Origin of the sequence: Amycolatopsis sp. NPDC059027 (assembly GCF_042739735.1) — a bacterium.
In the GTDB taxonomy this organism is placed as follows: domain Bacteria; phylum Actinomycetota; class Actinomycetes; order Mycobacteriales; family Pseudonocardiaceae; genus Amycolatopsis.
In genome coordinates this window covers 23965-41231 of the sequence record NZ_JBHYIK010000020.1, presented here as the reverse complement: position 1 = coordinate 41231, position 17267 = coordinate 23965, and the positions used below count along the sequence as shown (strand labels likewise).

Here is a 17267-nt window from a genome sequence, read left to right as displayed (position 1 = left end):
GCTGGACCACCTCCGGCACGCCGCCGACTGTGACCCCCCCGGGGCCGACGGCGGCCGCGCCGACATGGACACCAATCCGGCGTCGGCCGACGAAGGCTGGCGCAACGGGGTCTGGGTGGCCAACGGCAACCTCGTCCCGCGGCACCTCGGTATCCCGACGGTCACCGTGCCGATGGGCGTCATGGCCGACACCGGGATGCCCGTCGGGCTCACCATCGCGGGCCGCGCCTGCGACGACACCGGACTGCTGCGGCTGGCCGCCGCGTTCGAAGCGACCGGCACGCGACGCGTGGCGCCACCGCGCACCCCACCCCTGACTCGTTCCTGATCCCGTCCCGGCGAACAACGTTGTTCCGGAGGTTCCGATGAGTTCGACACCCCTGTCCCCTGCTGCCGACGTACCCGTGAGCGGGCCCGGCCGCGGCGTCCGGATCGAGGCCCACGGCATCGACGTGATCGGCGACGAAGAACGGCACGGCCGCGCCCGGCAGCTGTTCGGCGTGTGGGCCGCCCCGAACGTCAGCTACCTCAGCCTGGTGGTCGGCGGAGCGCTGGTGCTCATGGGGCTCAACCTCTGGCAGGCGCTGGCGGTGATCGTCGCCGGGAATCTCTGCTGGGTCCTGGTCGGCGTGGTCGCGGTCAGCGGGCCCGCCGCCGGGGCACCGAGCGAGGTGATCATGCGGGCGATGTTCGGCGTCCGCGGCAACCGGGTGGTCATCGGGATCAACGGCTGGTTCGTCTCGGTCTGTTACGTCGCGCTGAGCTGGGCTGCCGCGTCGGTGACGGCGTTCAGCCTGTTCGCCCGGTGCGGAATCGAGCTGAACACCGTGGGCAAGGTACTGGTGATCGTCGGCATCGCGGCCGTGACACTGGTGATCAGCGTCTACGGCCACGGCGTGATCGTGAGGCTGTACCTGCCCCTGACCCTGGTTCTCGCGGTCGTTTTCGTGGTGCTGGCCGGTTACGTCCTCGGCCACACCGACTGGGCCTACCGGCCGCCGGCGCCGCTGCACGGTGCCGGGCTGTGGGCGGCGCTCACCGGTGGTCTCGCCCTGGTCGCGTCCGCCTCGCTGTCGTACAACAACAGCGCCGACTTCGCGCGGTATCTGCCGCGGTCGACGCGCCCCGCCGCGATCGCGGGGTGGACCGCGCTGGGCGCGTTCGTCCCGAGCGTGCTGTTCACCCTGCTCGGCGCGCTCGCGGCGACCACCTTGGACATGCGGGACCCGCAGACGGCACTGGCCGGGGTGCTGCCCGGCTGGCTCACCCCGGTGTTCCTGGTCGCGGTGATCCTGGGCGCGATCGCCAACAACGCCATGACCGTCTACAGCTCCGGGCTCGCCCTCCAGGTGATGGGCGTGCGGCTGCGCCGGTCCCGCAGCGTCCTGCTCGACGGCACCCTCGGCGTGCTGCTGACCCTGTACGCGCTGCTGGTGTCGAACTTCCTCGACACCGTCAACCATCTGTTGCAGCTCATGGTCGTGCTGCTCGGGCCGATGATGGCGATCTACGTCGCGGACATCGTCCTGCGCCGCAACCGCTACGACGGCCATGTGCTCAGCGAGCAGACGAAGGGCAGCCCGTTCTGGTACGTCGGCGGCGTCAACTGGATCGGCATCGCCGCACTGGCCGCCGGGGCCGTCGTCGCGGGTTCGTTCCTCTCGATCCCGGGGCTGTACACCGGCTTCCTGGCCGACGCCATCGGCGGAATCGATCTTTCGCTCCCGGCGGGCATCGTGCTCGCGGCGGCGCTCTACACGGCCGCGATGCGCCCGCGCCTCGCGGCGGCGCGGAACGACATGACCGAGACAGGAAAGGCGGTGGCGTGATGCGCGAACCGGAACTGGTGCACTACCGCGGCGGGCGGATTTTCACCGCCACCGAACCAGCTTGGGCGGAGTCCCTGCTCGTCCGAGGGGACACGATCGAATTCGTCGGAGACACCGGGTCCGCGGACGCGCTGGCGGCGGGCGCCAGGGTCGTCGAGCTCGGCGGCGCGTTCGTGCTGCCGGGTTTCATCGACGCGCACACCCATCTGCTGTCGCTGGGTGAGTCGCTGCGGCAGGTGGATCTCTTCGACGCCGCCGACCTCGCGGAGATCCAGGCCAGGATCGGCGCGGCGGCCGCCGCCGAGCCCGCGGCGCCGCGTGTGCTCGGCCGCAGCTGGCTGTTCGGCGCCCTCGACGGGCATACCCCGGATCGGCACATGATCGACGCGGTCGTGGCCGACCGGCCGGTCTATCTCACCGCCAACGACCACCACTCGGCGTGGGTCAACAGCGCCGCCCTGCGGGAGCTGGGGATCGAGGCGGACACTCCCGACCCGGTCGGGGGACGCATCGGCCGTGACGCGGCGAACGAACCGGACGGCATGCTCTACGAAGCCGCCGCGCTGGGGCTGATGCGGCGATTCCTCGACAGCACGGTGAACGACGCCGAGCGGGACACCGCGCTGGCATCCGCGTTCGACCGCTACCTCGCCGACGGGGTCACCACCGTGGTGGACATGGCGCTCACCCGCGAGGACCTCGGCGCGCTGGAACGGGCCGCCGAGCGGGGCGGTGGCAGGCTGCCGCTGCGTGTGGCCGCGCACTGGCTGGTCGAACGGACCGGGCGCCCCGAGGAGGAGCTGGCGCAGGTCGCGATGGCGGCGGAGCTGAGCCGCGGGCTCGCCGGGCCGTGGCTGCGGGTGACCGGCATCAAGCTGATGGTCGACGGCGTGATCGACAGTTGCACCGCGGCGATGAAGGAGCCGTTCGCCGACGGCAGCCACCCCGGCCCCATCTGGGACCTCGACGCACTCGCCCCGGTGGTCACGGCAGCCGACGCCGCCGGACTCCAGGTGGCGATGCACGCCATCGGCGACCAGGCATCGGATATCGCGCTTTCCGCGCTGGAGCACGCGATCGCGGTCAACGGACCCCGCGACCGCAGGCACCGTATCGAGCACCTCGAGACCGTGACCGAAGACAATGTGCGACGCCTGGCGCGGCTGGGCGTGGTCGCCTCCATGCAGCCGGTGCACGCCGATCCTGCCATCCAGGACAACTGGCGCGCGATGCTCGGCGACGACCGGACGCTGCGCGGCTATCCGTGGCCCGAGTTCACCGCCGCCGGCGCGGTGGTGGCGTTCGGCTCCGACGCGCCGACCGCGCCACACCCACCGCTGCCCAACATGTTCGTCGCCACGACCCGGCGCTCGGCGGTGGATCCGCGGCTCGCGCCGAACGTTCCCGAATACGCCCTTCCACTCGCAGACGCCCTCGCGCACGGCACCCGCCACGCCGCGTACTCGTGCCGGGCCGAGAACCACACGGGCCGCCTCGCCCCTGGGTTCGCCGCGGATTTCGTCGTGCTGGACCACAACCCATTCGCCGAAGGACTCGACTCGCTACTGCGCGCCCGTGCCCGTTCGACCGTCGTGGCAGGCGAACCGACGACCCGGCAGCGTCCGGGGTCCATCCCGTGATCGGTGGTTCCGACGGCAGGCCACCGAGCCGCCTCAGCCCAGCCCGATGCCGAAAACGTGGAGGTTCGCCTCGCGCGGCAACGTGACCGAGGCGAGGTGTTTGCCCGGGGGCGCCTCGAACGGTGTCGTCGCGTAGACCGACGCTCCGCCGCCTCGCGGGTTGCGATGGTCGGTGCGCGCGACCAGCGTGTTGCCGAACACCGGGGTCGTGCCGCCGCCGGGGAACACCCAGTCGCCGAACGACAGGTCGGCCTGCCCGGTCGTGCCGTCGGTGAAGGTGACCGTGGCGGTGGCACGGTGGTCGCCGTTGGCGGCCGCGCCGACGAACAGCAGCCGCGTCGCGGTGCTGCCCCGCAAGCCGATCACCTGCCCGGCGGGCACTACGTTGTCCGGCTGTCCGGCGGGCGCGGCGGGCCAGACGAACGACGTGCCCGAAACCTGCGACGTCCGGCCGCCGACGAGTCCGGCGGCTGCCAGCGCCTGCCGTGAGTAGCTGTTTCCGGCGGCGTCGAGGTTCGCCGCGCCGGAGTCGCCGTCGTCGGAGACGCCGACATTGCCGTAGGCGGCGGTGAGGCTGTCTTTCGGCGCGACCCGCACGATCACCGAACCCGGCAGGGACGTCCCGCCGCCACGCACGGTCACCGGAACCTCGTAGTAGCCCTCGGCGGTCCCGGCGGCGACGGAAATCGACAGCTTCGCGCTGCCGCCGCCGGTGCGGCCGTCGAGTTCGAGCCGACGCGGGCCGGACACCGTGAGCCCGGCGGGCGGATTCGCGACGACGTCGAGCACGCGGTCGTGGCCACCGAGCCGCTGCGCGCTCACCGTGACCTCGCCCGCGCCGCCGGGCGCCACGGTGACCTGGTTCGCGACCGAGGCGAGGAACGGGCGTTCACTGTCGCGATAGGACGGTGGCGCGGTGTCGGCGGCCCACCGCTTGTCGGGCTGCGCGGCGAGGTCGAAGTCGAGCCGCCCGCCGTCCCGCGCGATGTTCTGCGGCAGGTATGTGCGGTCCCAGTCCCGGCCGTTCAGCCGCAGGCCGTGTACGTAGGGCGTATCGGCCGACGCCTTCGGCGCGCGAAGGTCGATGGTGCGCCCGTTCGGCAGAGCCAGCTCCGCGCGTTCGAAGAGCGGGCTGTGCACGACCAGGTCCGGCGTTCCCGGCGTGGCCGGGTAGAGGCCGAGCGCGGCCCAGACGTACCAGGACGACTGCGCGCCGAGATCGTCGTTGCCGGGTTCACCGTCCGGCGTCGCGCTGAACAGCGTCGTCGCGATCTTGCGGACCACCTGCTGGGTCTTCCAGGGCTGCCCGACGTGGTTGTACAGCCACGGCACGCCGAAATCGGGTTCGTTGCCCGCCCACATGTACGGCTCGTTCGGGCCGACGTTCAGCTTCTGGAAGAACGTGTCGAGCCGCCGCGCGACCGCCGCCTGCCCGCCCATCGCCGTCACCAGTCCGGCGGAGTCCTGCGGCACCAGCCAGGTGTACTGCGCGGCGTTGCCCTCGTCGAAGCCGTCCTGACCGAACTTCCCTGGCGGCGGGGGCACATAGGCGGGTCCGTCCGGGAACCGGCCGTCCTGACCGCGCGGCTGCAGGTACCCGGTGGCCGGGTTGAAGATGTTCTGCCAGTTCTGGCCGCGTTTGGTGAACTCGCGAGCGACATCGCGGTCACCGATCCCCTGGGCGAACCGCGCGATGGCGAAGTCGTCGATCGCCCATTCCAGGGTGCTCGACGCCCCGACGCGGGCATGGTCACCGCCCGAGGCGTCGTTGTTCGGCAAGTACCCGCGGGCCACGTAGTCCGCGATCCCCCGCCGTTCCTGATAGGCGCCGGGCGTGTTGTCGACCGACGTCGCGCCCTTCACCAGGTACTTCAACGCGGTTTTGACGTCGAAGTCCCGCGCGCCGAACGCGTACAGATTCGACAGCAGCGCGACCGAGCTGTCCCCGGTCATCTGGCCGGTGTAGTCGTTGGCCAACGGCCAGCGCGGCCACCAGCCGCCCTGCACCGCGTCGTTGGTCAGCGACTGCGCCATGTCACTCGCTTCCTTCGGGAACAGCATGGCGTGCAACGGCGCGAGCGAACGGTAGGTGTCCCAGTCGGAGAAGTTCGCGTACTGGTCGTGCCCCTTGGGCAGAGTACGGATCTGGTCGTCGAAGCCGATGTAGCGGCCGTCGGCGTCGTTGAAGGTGTTGGGATGCATCAGCGAGTGGTACAGCGCGGTGTAGAACGTCTTGAGTTGCGCGGTGTCCTTGCCCGCGACGCGGATCCTGCCAAGGGCCGCCGTCCACTTGTCCTTTGTGGACTTACGGACCGCCCCGAAGTCCCAGCCCGGGATCTCCGCCGCCATGTTGGCCTTCGCGCCGCCGACACCCACATACGACATCGAAACCTTGGCGTGCACCAAGGTTTCCGCACCGAAAGTCAGGTACGCGCCCGCCTTGGGCGAGTCGACACTGCCGGTGCCCGGCTTCACCGCCGAGCCGTCCCAGGTGCCGTGCGCGGTGAACGGCTTGTCGAAGGCGATGGAGTAGTACACCGTGTACTTGTTCGGCTTACCACAGAATCCGCCGGTGGTCGCCGACCCGCTGACCTCACGATCACCGGTGATCTTCAGGTCCGCGTGCGAGTTCCCCGCCAGGCTGGCACCGCCCTTGACCAGCACCTGCGCGGTGGCACCGGCCGGGAAGGTGAACGCGGCCAGACCGCTGCGCGTGGTCGCGGTCAGCTCGGCACGGACCTTCGAATCGGCGAGCGTCACCGCGTAATAACCGGGCTCGGCCTTTTCGCCGTCGTGGGTGAAGTGCTCGACCCGGTCCCACGGCGCCGCGCCGACGTCCCCGGCGACCGGCAGGATCGGCACGTCCCCGAACGCGGTGCAGCCGACCGAGGCGTGGTCAAGACTGAACCCCCGGATCTGGTCGCTGTGGTACTGGTACCCGGCGTAGGCGCCCTTGGTGTCCGGCGAGAACTGCATCATCCCGAACGGCGCCGCCGGACCGGGGAAGTTGTTGATCTCCCCCACCGAACTGCCACCGCGCCCGGTCCCGATCAGCGGATCGACGTACGCCGCCGGGTCACCGACCAGCGCGGACTCCGATGACATCGTTGTCGGAGTCGCCGAAGCGACGCCGGGCACCCCGATGACCGCCACCGCGAGCATCGTCATCATCAACCTCTGCCGCACCGGTGCCTCCCAGGGCCGAGCCGACGGACGTTTCCTCCTCCTGGACTTTCCGGTGCCGCCGCCCCGCGGTCAACACTTTGACAAAGACTTGGCCGGACAAGGGCCGTCAGGTTTCCTGGCACGGTCACCCGGCTCAGCTCCCGCGTGTCCCCAGGATGGGCTCGGACTCGACCAGACCGACGTCGCTGGGTGCCTGGTGGTCGGCGAACACGCGTTGGTGTTGCCGGGCGCGCAGGTCGAGGTGCGCCTCCGCGGGTTTGGGATAGCCGTAACGCTCACGGGCTTCGGCGGGGCTGAACGTCTCCGGAGCCGCGGGCGGGACGTCGAACAGGACGGGCGCCACGACGGATGTGGTCGAGGGAGACAGCAGATGCAGCGCGCTCAGCTGGAGCCAGCGGCTGATCCGGGTCAGCCGGAAGGAGATGCGCATGACCGGCACGATCAGCGTGTCCAGCAGGCGGCCCTGACGGATCCCGGCCATGTCGCGCATCCAGTGCGGCATCGAGGCGATGGTGGCGATGCGCAGGGCGGTGGTCATCACCAGCGCCCCCGGCCAGAACACCGGCGGCATCGGCGGCAGCATCACCTCAGCGTGCAACAGATGGTCCATTGTGGACCGAGCGACCGCGGAACCCGCCAACTGGGAGCGTATCTCCTCGAAATACGCGCGGACGCCCTCACGGTCACGGGGTACCTCGGCGGGATCGCATGTCTGCAACTCGGCCGCGGTGGCGCAGTCCGCCCAGTAGCGGGCCTCGTCCTCCGCGCTGAGCCTGCCAGGCCCGTACTTCTCGTAGGCGTAGAGGATCGAGTGCCAGGCGGTCAGGTGGATCCACAACTGCGACCCGGGATCGTTGGCGTCGTACCGGTTGCCGCTGCCCGGCTCGATACCGATGCCCACCGAGTGGACCTTGACCAGCACGTCGGCGGCTTTCATGGTGCCGTAGGTGCCGCCGAAGGCGACCATCGCGAAGTACCGCAACGTACGGTCATAGCGAGTACGCGGGCGGGTGCGGATCTGCTGGGTCGCGTCGACGGACGCCACCAGGCCGGGGTCGAGCTCCTCGACGACGACCGCGCGCTGGAAACCCACAGTGAGCGAGGTCGGATACGACCAGACCTTCCATGTCACCGAGCCGGGGCCGAAGAAGCCGTGGTCGGCATGCGGCGCGATCGCCGAGCGGGCGCCGCGCGCGAGCCGCAGCACGCGTCCGGCCGAGGGTGGCCCATCGGGCTCGGCGCCGGTCACCGAGGCCAGTACCGGCAGCACCACCCGCAGCAGGCCGAGCAGTACCAGGCCGATCGCGCCGGTGCCGAGCAGGACCACCACCACCGCGAGGAAGACCCAGGCCGAGGGCAGATTCCAGTGCACGTCGCCGGGGTAACGGAGCACGCCGGCCAGTGCGAGCAGCCCGAAGTCGGCCAGCGCCGTCAGGCCGATCGCGACGCGCCGCAGATCGCCGTCGATGGTGGCCCAGAGGACGAGCACGCCGATGGTGATCATCCAGACGCACAGCTCGCGCAGGTCCAGCGGACTCACCGGCCAGGGCCACCACGTCCGGAACCGCTCGGGGCGGGCGAAGAACACCACCCCGGCGGCCACCAGCCCGGTCCCCTCGATCCCGGCGGCGAGGCGTGCCCACACCGGCATCGGCGCGGTGCGAACGCGGCTGTCGAGATCGTTGTCCGCTCGGCGGGTGAGCTGGGCAGGCAGCGTCAGGATCGCGAGCAGCAGCGTGAGCCCGGTGACGAACAGCCACACGCCCGCGACGGGCACGCTGAAGGACATCCCGGCGACGGTGACTCCGCGAGACGGGTTCAGGTCCCCGTCGTGCAGTTCGGTGGTGAACAGGCTGCCCCCGGCCAGGACGAGCGGCGCGAAACCGGCGATCCGGGCGTTCGTCCAGCCTGGCTCCAGCGCGGCGAGCAGGAACAACACGAAGGCGGCACCGAAACCGGCACCCATCGTCGTGGCCGTGAGCGGGTTCGCCACCGTCCACGCGAACCAGACATCCGTCGCGCCGCTGCCCACGTACAGCACGAGGAACAATCCCCCGCAGACCACTACGAGCGGCCCGAACAAACCGTCCCGCACTGCGGAGGCCAGCGCCTTGCCCGGCGGCTCCGGTACGCGCAGCCGACTGTCGAAATGCTCCATCGTGCTAGTCCTCTTCGTTGAGCCGCCTAGGAATATTCATCGGTTCCGGTGGTCGTGCTCCGGCGTCAGGTGTGCGGGCAGTTTCCCTGGAAGGCCGACGTTTTGGGGTCCTTCGGGATGGGGCAGAGGAACCGTTCGTACCGGACGTCGTCGTCCACGAAGCGTTTGAGCCAGGAGATGCCGTACTTGGCGACGGTGACGTTCGGGAGCGCCGGTCCGATGTGGCCGCCGCCCGCAACCTCGACATAGGCCTTGTTCAGTCCCGGGGAAAGCTTGTCGTAGAACGCTTTCGCGTGGATCGGGGTCGGCGCGATCAGATCGCCTTCGCCGGCGATGACCAGCGTCGGCGTGCGGATGCCCGAGAAGTCCCCGCCGATGTCCCACGGGACGATCGGGACGGCTGCCTTGAGGTCATGCTTGCGCGCCGCCGCCTCCAGGGTTCCGCCGCCGCCCATCGAGATGCCCATCACCGCGAGCCGCGAGGCGTCGATGCGGTCCTTGGCCGGGCTCTTCTCCACCAGGAACTTCAGCCCGGCCAGCAACTGATCAGCCCGTGCGGCAGGGAAATCGGTCGGCGAGTTGGTGCCGAAGGTCAGCACGACGAAGCCCTGCGAGGCCAGCCGGGGGCCGAACCAGCCGAGCAGGGCCTCCGGCTCGAGGAAGCCGGGGGCGATCGCGATCGCGCCGAAGGTGCCCTGGCTGGTGTCGTTCGGGTAGGTCACGGTCCCGCCGCCGAACCCGTTCCCGGCCGGGATCGACGCCTGGGTCACCGCGAAGGGACCCCTTTCCGCCTCGATGCTCGTCATCGTGGGGTCCGGGCCACGCTGGTAGGGATTGCCGGCGTACGCCACGGGGGCGGCGGACACCTGGCCCGCTCCGATCACCGCGATCGTGGCGGCCGTGGCCACCGCGGACATCATCTTGTGCCGTGTTCGCATGGTCTTCAGGCTCCTCGGGCGGAATGGTTTTCGACGGTGAAACGGATCGGGCCGGGACCCGGCCCGATCCGCGTGGCGATCAGCCCTGGACGGTGGTGGTGCCCAGGAGCGTGTCCTGCGTCGGCGGGTCGAGGGCGAGGTCGACGTCGAACTCGCCGAGGCCGCTGTCCGTCACGACGTGCGAGGTCGCCTTCGGGCCCACTGCCGACTTCGCCGGTCCTGTCGGGACACCCTTCGGGATGGTGAGCTCGACCTTGCCGCTCGCCGTGAACTTCAACGGACCCTGCGGCGGCACCGGGGTCTCCGGAATGGGCACGTTGATGGCCAGTGGCAGGCTCTGGCCGCTGCTGACGGTCAGGACCACCGACCCGCGAATCGCCCCGGAGATCTTCGTTCCGCCCACGAGCCGGAGACCGTCTGCCGCGACGTCGCCCGCGTCGGCGTCGATGGTGAACGGCACCGAAACGGTCTCGCCGATCTTGACCGTCGCCGGGATTTCCGTGTGGATGACCGACTTCACCTGCTGGTCGCCGATGATCGGGAACCCGGCCTTCCAGGTCACCTCCTTGTCCGCCGCGTTCGCCGGGCCGGCGCCCAGAACACCCGCCGCGACCGCCGTCAGCGTGGCCAGAACGCCGAGACGGCCGGCTCTGCGCACCATCGGTCGTACCGTTGTCGCTGTCATTTCTCGCACCCTCTTCGTCGTTGAATGAACACAGAAAAACAGCAAGGAGACCGGCAGCGCGCTCGGAAACAGCGACCCACATCTCGACGATTACCGGGGGTTCGGCCGGGCTCCGCACCGTCTCGGCTCGTAGTCCGTTCGATGCAGATTGTGACGTTAGCGAGGAAGCCGGGTGAGCTACATACCGAGATATACTTATTCGGAGTCCGGTCGTCGGGATGTTCGAATTTTTCTGCCGCCGGGAACATGACGGCGAGTTGTTTGTATGATCGACATGACAAAACCGGAACACGCCCGCCGGGCGCGAGGCGTCTGGAGCGAGCCGTCAACCGGGCGATGTGCGGCTGTGCCAGGCGGCGATCTGGGCCCGGGTCGTGAAGCCGAGCTTGGCGAGGATGCGCTGCACGTGGACCTCGGCGGTCCGCTGGGCGATCACCAGGCGCCCGGCGATCTCCCGGTTGGTCAGCCCCTGCGCGATGAGCGCGGCGACCTCGGCCTCTCGCCTGGTCAGCTGCCGGGTCTCGGCGTCCCCTGAAGCCGCGTGGTTCTCCCCGAGCGCGTACCGCAGTGCGAGGTCGCCGGCCAGTGCCCGGCCTTCGGCGAAGGTCGTGGCGAAAACGGCGTCGCCCAGGATTCGCTGGGCGCCGGCCAGGGCCAGGCGAGCGCGTCCGCGGTACCTGTGGTGGAGCCGCACACCGGCTGTGGTCCGTTTCGGCAGCTCGCCCATCTTGGCCCACAGGGCATCGGCGATGCCCAGCAACATCACCGCGCGCGTATGCTCGCCCCGCTCTCCCGCGGCGATGGCGAGCACCTCGTTGGTGAGCGCCTTGACCAGCACGTTGTCGATGTCGCGCATGAGCCGCAGGGCGTGCTGTCCGGCGTCCTCCGCCGCCGCCGTTTCGCCGAGGTAGACGTCGAGAAAAGCGAGCGCGAACCACGACCACGCCTGCCAGTAGATGTCACCACACGCGACACAACGGGCGATTTCCTCCTGGATGACGTCGCGGCCACGGTCGCGCTCCCCGGAAAGGCCGATCACCAGCCCGTAACAACATTGTGTGAAGAACTCGCCGCGCACCACTCCCCGCGCGCGGAAGGTTTTCAGAGCGTTTTCGAAAAGCGGTACCGCCGGGCCCGGATTACCGGTGATCAGGGCCGCGAGCCCCCACAGGGCCGCCACATAGGCGGCCTCGACCTCGTGGTGAAGCCGTTCGGCCAGCACGCCGGCCCGGACCAGTTCGGCAATGGTCGCGTCGGCGTCCCCCAGGAAAAGAGCGAACGAAGCCTTCCGGCGAAGACCCGTGACCCGCAGCGGCTCGTCGTCGGGTACCAACCGCAGCGCGCGATCGAGCCTGATGAACACTTCGGCGCCGTAGCCCTGGACGGCGAGGAAATCCTGCAGACTTCGATCCATTTCGAGCGCGGTGGCGGCTTCCGCGGGTTCGGTCAGGCAGAAATCGAACGCGGCGCGAATGTTGGCGTAGTCGCGCTGGATCCTGCCCAGCCACGTGACCTGCTCGGGCCCCGACCATTCCGCTTCGAACCGCCCGCACAACGCCGCGTAGAAATCCCGGTGCCGCCGGGCGACCCGCTGTCGGTCGCCGGACTCTTCGAGCAGATCCTGACCGTATTCCCGCAGCACTTCCGTCATGCGGTACCGGCTCTCGCCCTGCTCCTCCCTGGCGAGTACCGACTTGTCGACCAGCCCGTCGAGCACCTCGGCCGCGCCCGCCCCGCAGACATGTTCCGCCGCCACCCGGTCGAAGCTCCCGGAGAACACCGACACCCGCGTCCACACCCGCTGCTCGGCTTCCGAACACAGCCCGTAACTCCAGTCGAGGGTCGCCCGCAGTGTCCGGTGCCGCTCCGGCGCCACCCGTGGCCCGGTCGTCAGCAGCCCCAATCGCGTCGACAACCGCCGCGCCAGCTGGGACACCGAGAGCACCCGAACACGCGCGGCGGCCAGCTCTATCGCCAGCGGCAGCCCTTCCACCTGCCGACACACCAGCGCGATGTCGGAATAGTTCTCCTCGGTCACCTCGAACGACGGCAGCACAGCGCGCGCCCGGTCCACGAACAACCGCGCCGCGTCGTACCGCTTCAACTCCGACGGCGACCGCACCTCACCGGCCCCTGGAACGCGCAAGGGCGGTACCTGCAGTACAGACTCTCCGCACACACCCAAGGGGTGCCTGCTGGTGGCCAGCACGACCACGTCGGCGCACCGCGCCCGCACCGCGTCCGCGAACTCCGCGCACGCCGAAGCCAGATGCTCACAATTGTCCAGTACCAGCAACAGCCGACGCTCCCGGAGATGCTCGGCCACCGCGTCCAGCGCGGAGCGCCGGGACAGGTGCCGCAACCCCAGCTCGCCGCCGACCAGTGCGGCCACCAACCTGGCGTCCTGCAGCTCCGCCAGCTTGACGAACACCACGCCTCCGGGGAACCACTCCCGCACGCTTGCGGCGACGCGCACCGCCAGCCGCGTCTTGCCCACGCCGCCCGTGCCCGTCAACGTCACGACGCGGCCCGACGCCAGCAACCCCCGCACCTTCACCAGCTCGTGCCGGCGCCCCACATAACTCGCCATTTCGGCCGGAAGACCCGGCGTTCGACGCTGCACCGGTTCCCGCGCTCCCCTCCGTCCCCCTGCGACCTACAGGTCCACATGCGACCATGCGGACCGACGCCGAGCACTGCGGCTACGCGCTCTCTCCAGAGACCGGGCAACTCCGCACAGGATAACCGGAAGTACGGCAGAACCCGGAAACCGCTGACGCCGGTGAGCGCGGTCGCGGTACTAGCCCTGGCGGAGCTGGGTCAGGGTGTGTTCGACGTTGCGGCGGGTGGCCTGTGCGGCGGCGTCCGCGTCGCCTGCCTCGATCGCGGCGAGGAGGTCGTGGTGGGCCCGCTGGTGATCGTGCGTGGTTTCCTCGTCGGTGTCCAGGGTGGTGACGCTGGTGGCCACGGCGCGCATGGCGTCCAGGAAGGAGTCGAACACCTCGGTCAGCACCGGATTGTGGGCCGCCACCACGACCGCCCGGTGGAAGGCGACGTCGGCGTCGAGCAGTTCGGGCAGTGAGCCGGCCCGGTCGCTGGCCGCCAGCGCTGTGCGGAGCGCCTTGAGGTCGGCGGTGGTGCGACGGGCCGCGGCCAGGCTGCCGGCCTCGACCTCCAGTGCGACGCGGACCTCGTACACGTCGATCACCGCGGCCCTGCGCAGCTTGCGGTCCAAATCGGACAGTGGGGTCGCGGAGGCGACGTAGGTACCCGAGCCCTGCTGGGAGTACAACTGACCGGCGGAGATCAGGGCGCGGACGGCCTCCCTCGCGGTGGACCGTCCGACCCCGAGCAGCCTGCTCAGTTCGATCTCGTTGGGCAGCTTGGCGCCGACCGGCCACTCGCCCTCGCCGAGCAGCCGGCGTAGTTCGGCCGTCGCCGCGTCGACCAGTGAGGTGCGTTGCACCGCCCGGACCGTCATGTCGTGTTCCTCTCCCCGTCGAAGCCCTGGTCGGGTCCGCGGACCACGGCGTACGTCCCGGGCAATGTATCAGGTCACCAGCTCCTCAGAGGGCTTTTCCGACGGCTGAGCGGGCAGGACGCGGTCGCGCAGCCGGGTACCGAACAGCACGGCGACACCGAACACCACGAGCACCACACCGAGCGTGAACCGCAGGCCCTCGGTGTCGGCCAGCCAGCCGAACAGCGGCGAGCTCAGCCCGCCGACCGACATCGCCAGGCCGAGGGTCAACCCGCTGGCGGTACCGGGACGGGTGGGCAGATAGTCCTGAGCGAGGGTCACCTGATTGGCGAACGGCAGGAACATGGCCAGACCGAACAGCACGGCGCCGAGTTCCAGTACGAGATGGTTCGGGCTGAACACCACCCCCGCCAGCGCCGGAATGCCCAGCAGATACCCCGCCCTGATCGGCACCAGGCGGCCGCGCCGATCACCCAGCCAACCGCCGAGCACGGTACCCGCGGCGCCGGCCAGCGTGAACGAGGTCAGCGTGACCGCCGCGGCCGCGGCCGAGGTGTGCAGCTCACGAAGCGCGTACAACGACAGCAGCGAACTGACTGTCACATAAGGGATCGACCAGCCGATGGTCGCCGCGACCAGCCTGCCGAAGGCGCGCCAGTCATCCGAGATGTCCACAGTGGACTTTCCAGCCGCGCTTCCGCTGTTGACCAGGGCGGGGACGTTGCGACGATTGAGCAGCCACAGCAACGCCATCACCACTGCCGGGACCGCCAGCAGGGAGGTTCCCGACAGGCCGAACGATCCGACGACCACGGTGACCAGGGCGGGAGCCAATGAACTGCCCAGCGTGCCGCCCACCGAGAACAGGCTCATCGCCTGCTGCGACCTGCCGCCCACCGCGCGAGCCTGATTGGTGGCAGGCGGATGGTAGGCGGCCACGCCGATTCCCGCCACGGCAACGCAGATCCACGTGAGCAGGTAGCCGTGCGCGAAGCCGGCACCGGCGATCCCGCCGGCGGCCACGAGGAAACCCAGGGGTGCCAGCCAGTTCCGCTGGGACCGGTCCACGATCATCCCGAACACCGGCTGCACCACACTGGACAAACCCGTTGCGGCCAAGGCGATTCCGGACACCGCCGCATAGCTGTAGTGTCGCTCGCTCATCATGAACGGCAGCAACGCCGGCACCGAGCCCTGGTACAGATCGTTGACGACATGGGTTCCGGTCAGGAAACCCAGTTGAGCCTTTCTCATCGCTTCGCCTGCTCCAGTTGTGCCGCAACGGAAATAAGGGTCGTCTCGGCACCGTGGCGGCCGGTGAGCAGCACGCCGGCGGGCAGCCCGTCCGGCGTCCGGTGCATCGGGACGGTCACCGACGGCTGACCGGTGATGTTGGCCAGCGGGGTGAGCGGGTGGAACTCCAGCATGTTCTCGAAGGTCCGCGCGGGATCGGCATCGACAAGGCCACCCACCAGCGGTGGCAGCCGGGCCGTGGCGGAGCCGAGGACGACGTCGAACCGGTCGTAGCGGCCGGCGATCCGGCGAGCGGTGGCCTGCAGCGACACCAGCGCCGACATGAAGGTGAGCGCGTCGTAGCCCCGTGCCTTCTCCCGCAGCCACCGGGTCAGCGGCAGCAGGTCCTGCTCCCGCCCGGCGGGGACCGGCACCGACCCGGCGAGCAGTGACCACACGACGGTGAACTCCGCGCGATAGTCGCCGGGGCCTGCCGGCGGGGCCTCCGCTATGTCATGGCCCAGCTCCGCGAGCAGTTCGGCGGTGTCCTCGCACGCCTTCCGGCACGGCGGGGCATCGCTCTCGGGTCCCCGGATCACGCCGATCCGCAGGCGGCCCGGATCGCGCTTCGCGCTGTCCAGGAAGTGTCCGGGCGGCATCGGCGGCAGCTGATGGGCGTCGCCGGGACGGGCGGTACTCATGACGTCCAGCAGCAGCGCGGCATCCGCGACCGTGCGGGCGATCGGACCGGCGGTGGCCAGCCCGGCCGAGTCCGGGCCGGGTGCCGGGCTCACCCTGCCCCTGGTCGGCTTGATCCCCACCAGTCCGCAGCACGCGGCCGGGATCCGCACCGAGCCGCCACCGTCGCTGCCGTGCGCCGCCGGGGCGAGTCCCGCCGCGACCGAGGCGGCGGCCCCGCCGCTGGATCCGCCCGCGATGCGGGTGAGGTCGTGCGGATTGCGGGCCGGACCGAACACCGTCTCGGTGTAGGAGGAGCACCCGAACTCGGCCGCGTTGGTCTTGCCCAGCACCACCATGCCCGCCCGGCGCAACTGCGTCACCACCGCCGCGTCCACCTCGGCCACCCGGTCGGCGAAGACCTTCGATCCGGCGGTGTACCGCAGCCCCTTCACCGGCCACGTGTCCTTCACCGAGACCGGCACCCCGCACAGCGGCGGCAGGTCCCGCGTGCCGGACACGACCAGCGCCTCCGCCTCGCGGGCGGCCGCGAGCGCACCCTCGTGGTCCACGGTGAGGTAGGCACCCACCCCGTCGTTGTCGCGATCGATCCGGCCCAGGTACTCCTCGGTGAGCTCCACCGGGGACACCTCGCGTGTCCGCACCGCGGCCGCCTGCTCCACGAGCGTCAGATCTGCCATCTCAACTCCTCATGTCATCTGAGGACTTGCACGGTAGCCGAGCACGCGGTGTTAGGCAATCCTAATTAAGCTTCGTCCGGGCACCCGCGCAGTGAGGTTTTCTCAGTAGTGGTCGGTTGCGTTCGATACGGGCGACGGCTGTCGCGGGCTTGCGTCCTGGTCAGCACTGTCGCGAATGGGACATGGGGGACGTTCAATGCCGTCAATGTCGCATCCGCGACACTCCAGTGCCGAGGCCCCCTGCCCCGAACGCGTCGTTCAGGACGTTCACCGTCCCCAACGGAGCTTCCGAGACACCGACACCACCGCAACCCCACCCCACCAGCCACCGACACCACCCGACCACCTCGGGAAAACACCCCCAGCGAAGCCAGACTCCCACCCCTTACCGAGAAACCTCAGTGCGGCCCACCGTCGCGGCGGTACCAGCCCAGGCCGCGGAAACGTCAGCACAGGTCGCGCTTCGAGTGGCCGGGACTCGAGGCGGACCTTGGTTGCGCCCTACCGGCGTCTGCGCCAGGCCCTGCGGTCGGCGGCGACGCCGGACAGGTGCAGTGCGAGACACAGCAGCCCCGCGGTCGTGAGTGTGGTGGTCGTGACGAGGCGTCCCAGACTGGTGTCGATCAGCTCCAGGAGCAAGGCGAGCGCGAAGAGCACGGCGGCGGCGATGGCGAACATGGCGTCCCTTCACATCCGGACGGCGACGGTGCGGACGGCGACGGTGCGGACGCCGCCGCG

General features: G+C 70.0%; 11 protein-coding genes and 1 pseudogene. 3 read left to right on the top strand and 9 right to left on the bottom strand.

The annotated features are described in order from the left end of the window. The 3 genes and pseudogenes from ACFWY9_RS15975 to ACFWY9_RS15965 form a co-directional block, all read left to right on the top strand. Positions 1 to 328, top strand: a pseudogene (locus tag ACFWY9_RS15975) (hypothetical protein); the annotation flags it as partial. Positions 329 to 365: 37 nt separating this feature from the next. Next, positions 366 to 1829 carry a purine-cytosine permease family protein gene (locus tag ACFWY9_RS15970; RefSeq protein ID WP_378326804.1) on the top strand — a complete coding sequence of 488 codons (1464 nt, stop codon included), beginning with the start codon at positions 366 to 368 and terminating at the stop codon, positions 1827 to 1829. After that, entirely contained in the window at positions 1829 to 3469 is a 1641-nt protein-coding gene (locus ACFWY9_RS15965) for an amidohydrolase (RefSeq protein WP_378326805.1), read from the top strand. The genes ACFWY9_RS15970 and ACFWY9_RS15965 overlap by 1 nt, the downstream gene beginning before the upstream one ends. Before the next feature lie 33 nt (positions 3470 to 3502). On the opposite strand, the gene ACFWY9_RS15960 is transcribed toward ACFWY9_RS15965, so the two are convergent. From ACFWY9_RS15960 to ACFWY9_RS15920, 9 genes are all read right to left on the bottom strand, one after another. Continuing rightward, positions 3503 to 6655 carry a GH92 family glycosyl hydrolase gene (locus ACFWY9_RS15960; RefSeq protein WP_378339165.1) on the bottom strand — a complete coding sequence of 1051 codons (3153 nt, stop codon included), beginning with the start codon at positions 6653 to 6655 and terminating at the stop codon, positions 3503 to 3505. Positions 6656 to 6788: 133 nt separating this feature from the next. Beyond that, positions 6789 to 8813: an oxygenase MpaB family protein gene (locus tag ACFWY9_RS15955; RefSeq protein ID WP_378326807.1), complete on the bottom strand. Its 2025-nt coding sequence runs from the start codon at positions 8811 to 8813 to the stop codon at positions 6789 to 6791. 65 nt (positions 8814 to 8878) lie between these two features. Further along, positions 8879 to 9751: an alpha/beta hydrolase gene (locus ACFWY9_RS15950; RefSeq protein ID WP_378326808.1), complete on the bottom strand. Its 873-nt coding sequence runs from the start codon at positions 9749 to 9751 to the stop codon at positions 8879 to 8881. Positions 9752 to 9830: 79 nt separating this feature from the next. Beyond that, positions 9831 to 10412 (bottom strand): DUF6801 domain-containing protein, encoded by a 582-nt coding sequence (locus tag ACFWY9_RS15945; RefSeq protein WP_378326809.1) that lies wholly within the window; start codon positions 10410 to 10412, stop codon positions 9831 to 9833. A 349-nt stretch (positions 10413 to 10761) separates the two neighbouring features. Next, positions 10762 to 13026, bottom strand: a complete 2265-nt coding sequence (locus tag ACFWY9_RS15940) for an ATP-binding protein (protein ID WP_378326810.1) — start codon at positions 13024 to 13026, stop codon at positions 10762 to 10764. 210 nt (positions 13027 to 13236) lie between these two features. Beyond that, complete coding sequence (locus ACFWY9_RS15935; RefSeq protein ID WP_378326811.1) at positions 13237 to 13917, bottom strand: FadR/GntR family transcriptional regulator; 681 nt, start codon at positions 13915 to 13917, stop codon at positions 13237 to 13239. Positions 13918 to 13986: 69 nt separating this feature from the next. Next, positions 13987 to 15171, bottom strand: coding sequence for an MFS transporter (locus ACFWY9_RS15930; protein WP_378326812.1), 1185 nt, complete (start codon positions 15169 to 15171; stop codon positions 13987 to 13989). After that, on the bottom strand, positions 15168 to 16529 hold the full coding sequence (locus ACFWY9_RS15925) for an amidase (protein ID WP_378326813.1): 1362 nt from the start codon (positions 16527 to 16529) through the stop codon (positions 15168 to 15170). The genes ACFWY9_RS15930 and ACFWY9_RS15925 overlap by 4 nt, the downstream gene beginning before the upstream one ends. 501 nt (positions 16530 to 17030) lie before the next feature. Further along, positions 17031 to 17207, bottom strand: coding sequence for a hypothetical protein (locus ACFWY9_RS15920; protein WP_378326814.1), 177 nt, complete (start codon positions 17205 to 17207; stop codon positions 17031 to 17033). Positions 17208 to 17267: the final 60 nt, after the last annotated feature.

What these genes read in the sequence shown, in the direction of transcription:
- ACFWY9_RS15970 (WP_378326804.1), top strand. Translation starts at nt 366, where the DNA reads ATGAGTTCGACACCCCTGTCCCCTGCTGCCGACGTACCCGTGAGCGGG.
- ACFWY9_RS15965 (WP_378326805.1), top strand. Translation starts at nt 1,829, where the DNA reads ATGCGCGAACCGGAACTGGTGCACTACCGCGGCGGGCGGATTTTCACC.
- ACFWY9_RS15955 (WP_378326807.1), bottom strand. Translation starts at nt 8,813, where the DNA reads ATGGAGCATTTCGACAGTCGGCTGCGCGTACCGGAGCCGCCGGGCAAG.
- ACFWY9_RS15950 (WP_378326808.1), bottom strand. Translation starts at nt 9,751, where the DNA reads ATGCGAACACGGCACAAGATGATGTCCGCGGTGGCCACGGCCGCCACG.
- ACFWY9_RS15945 (WP_378326809.1), bottom strand. Translation starts at nt 10,412, where the DNA reads ATGGTGCGCAGAGCCGGCCGTCTCGGCGTTCTGGCCACGCTGACGGCG.
- ACFWY9_RS15940 (WP_378326810.1), bottom strand. Translation starts at nt 13,026, where the DNA reads ATGGCGAGTTATGTGGGGCGCCGGCACGAGCTGGTGAAGGTGCGGGGG.
- ACFWY9_RS15935 (WP_378326811.1), bottom strand. Translation starts at nt 13,917, where the DNA reads ATGACGGTCCGGGCGGTGCAACGCACCTCACTGGTCGACGCGGCGACG.
- ACFWY9_RS15930 (WP_378326812.1), bottom strand. Translation starts at nt 15,171, where the DNA reads ATGAGAAAGGCTCAACTGGGTTTCCTGACCGGAACCCATGTCGTCAAC.
- ACFWY9_RS15925 (WP_378326813.1), bottom strand. Translation starts at nt 16,529, where the DNA reads ATGGCAGATCTGACGCTCGTGGAGCAGGCGGCCGCGGTGCGGACACGC.
- ACFWY9_RS15920 (WP_378326814.1), bottom strand. Translation starts at nt 17,207, where the DNA reads ATGTTCGCCATCGCCGCCGCCGTGCTCTTCGCGCTCGCCTTGCTCCTG.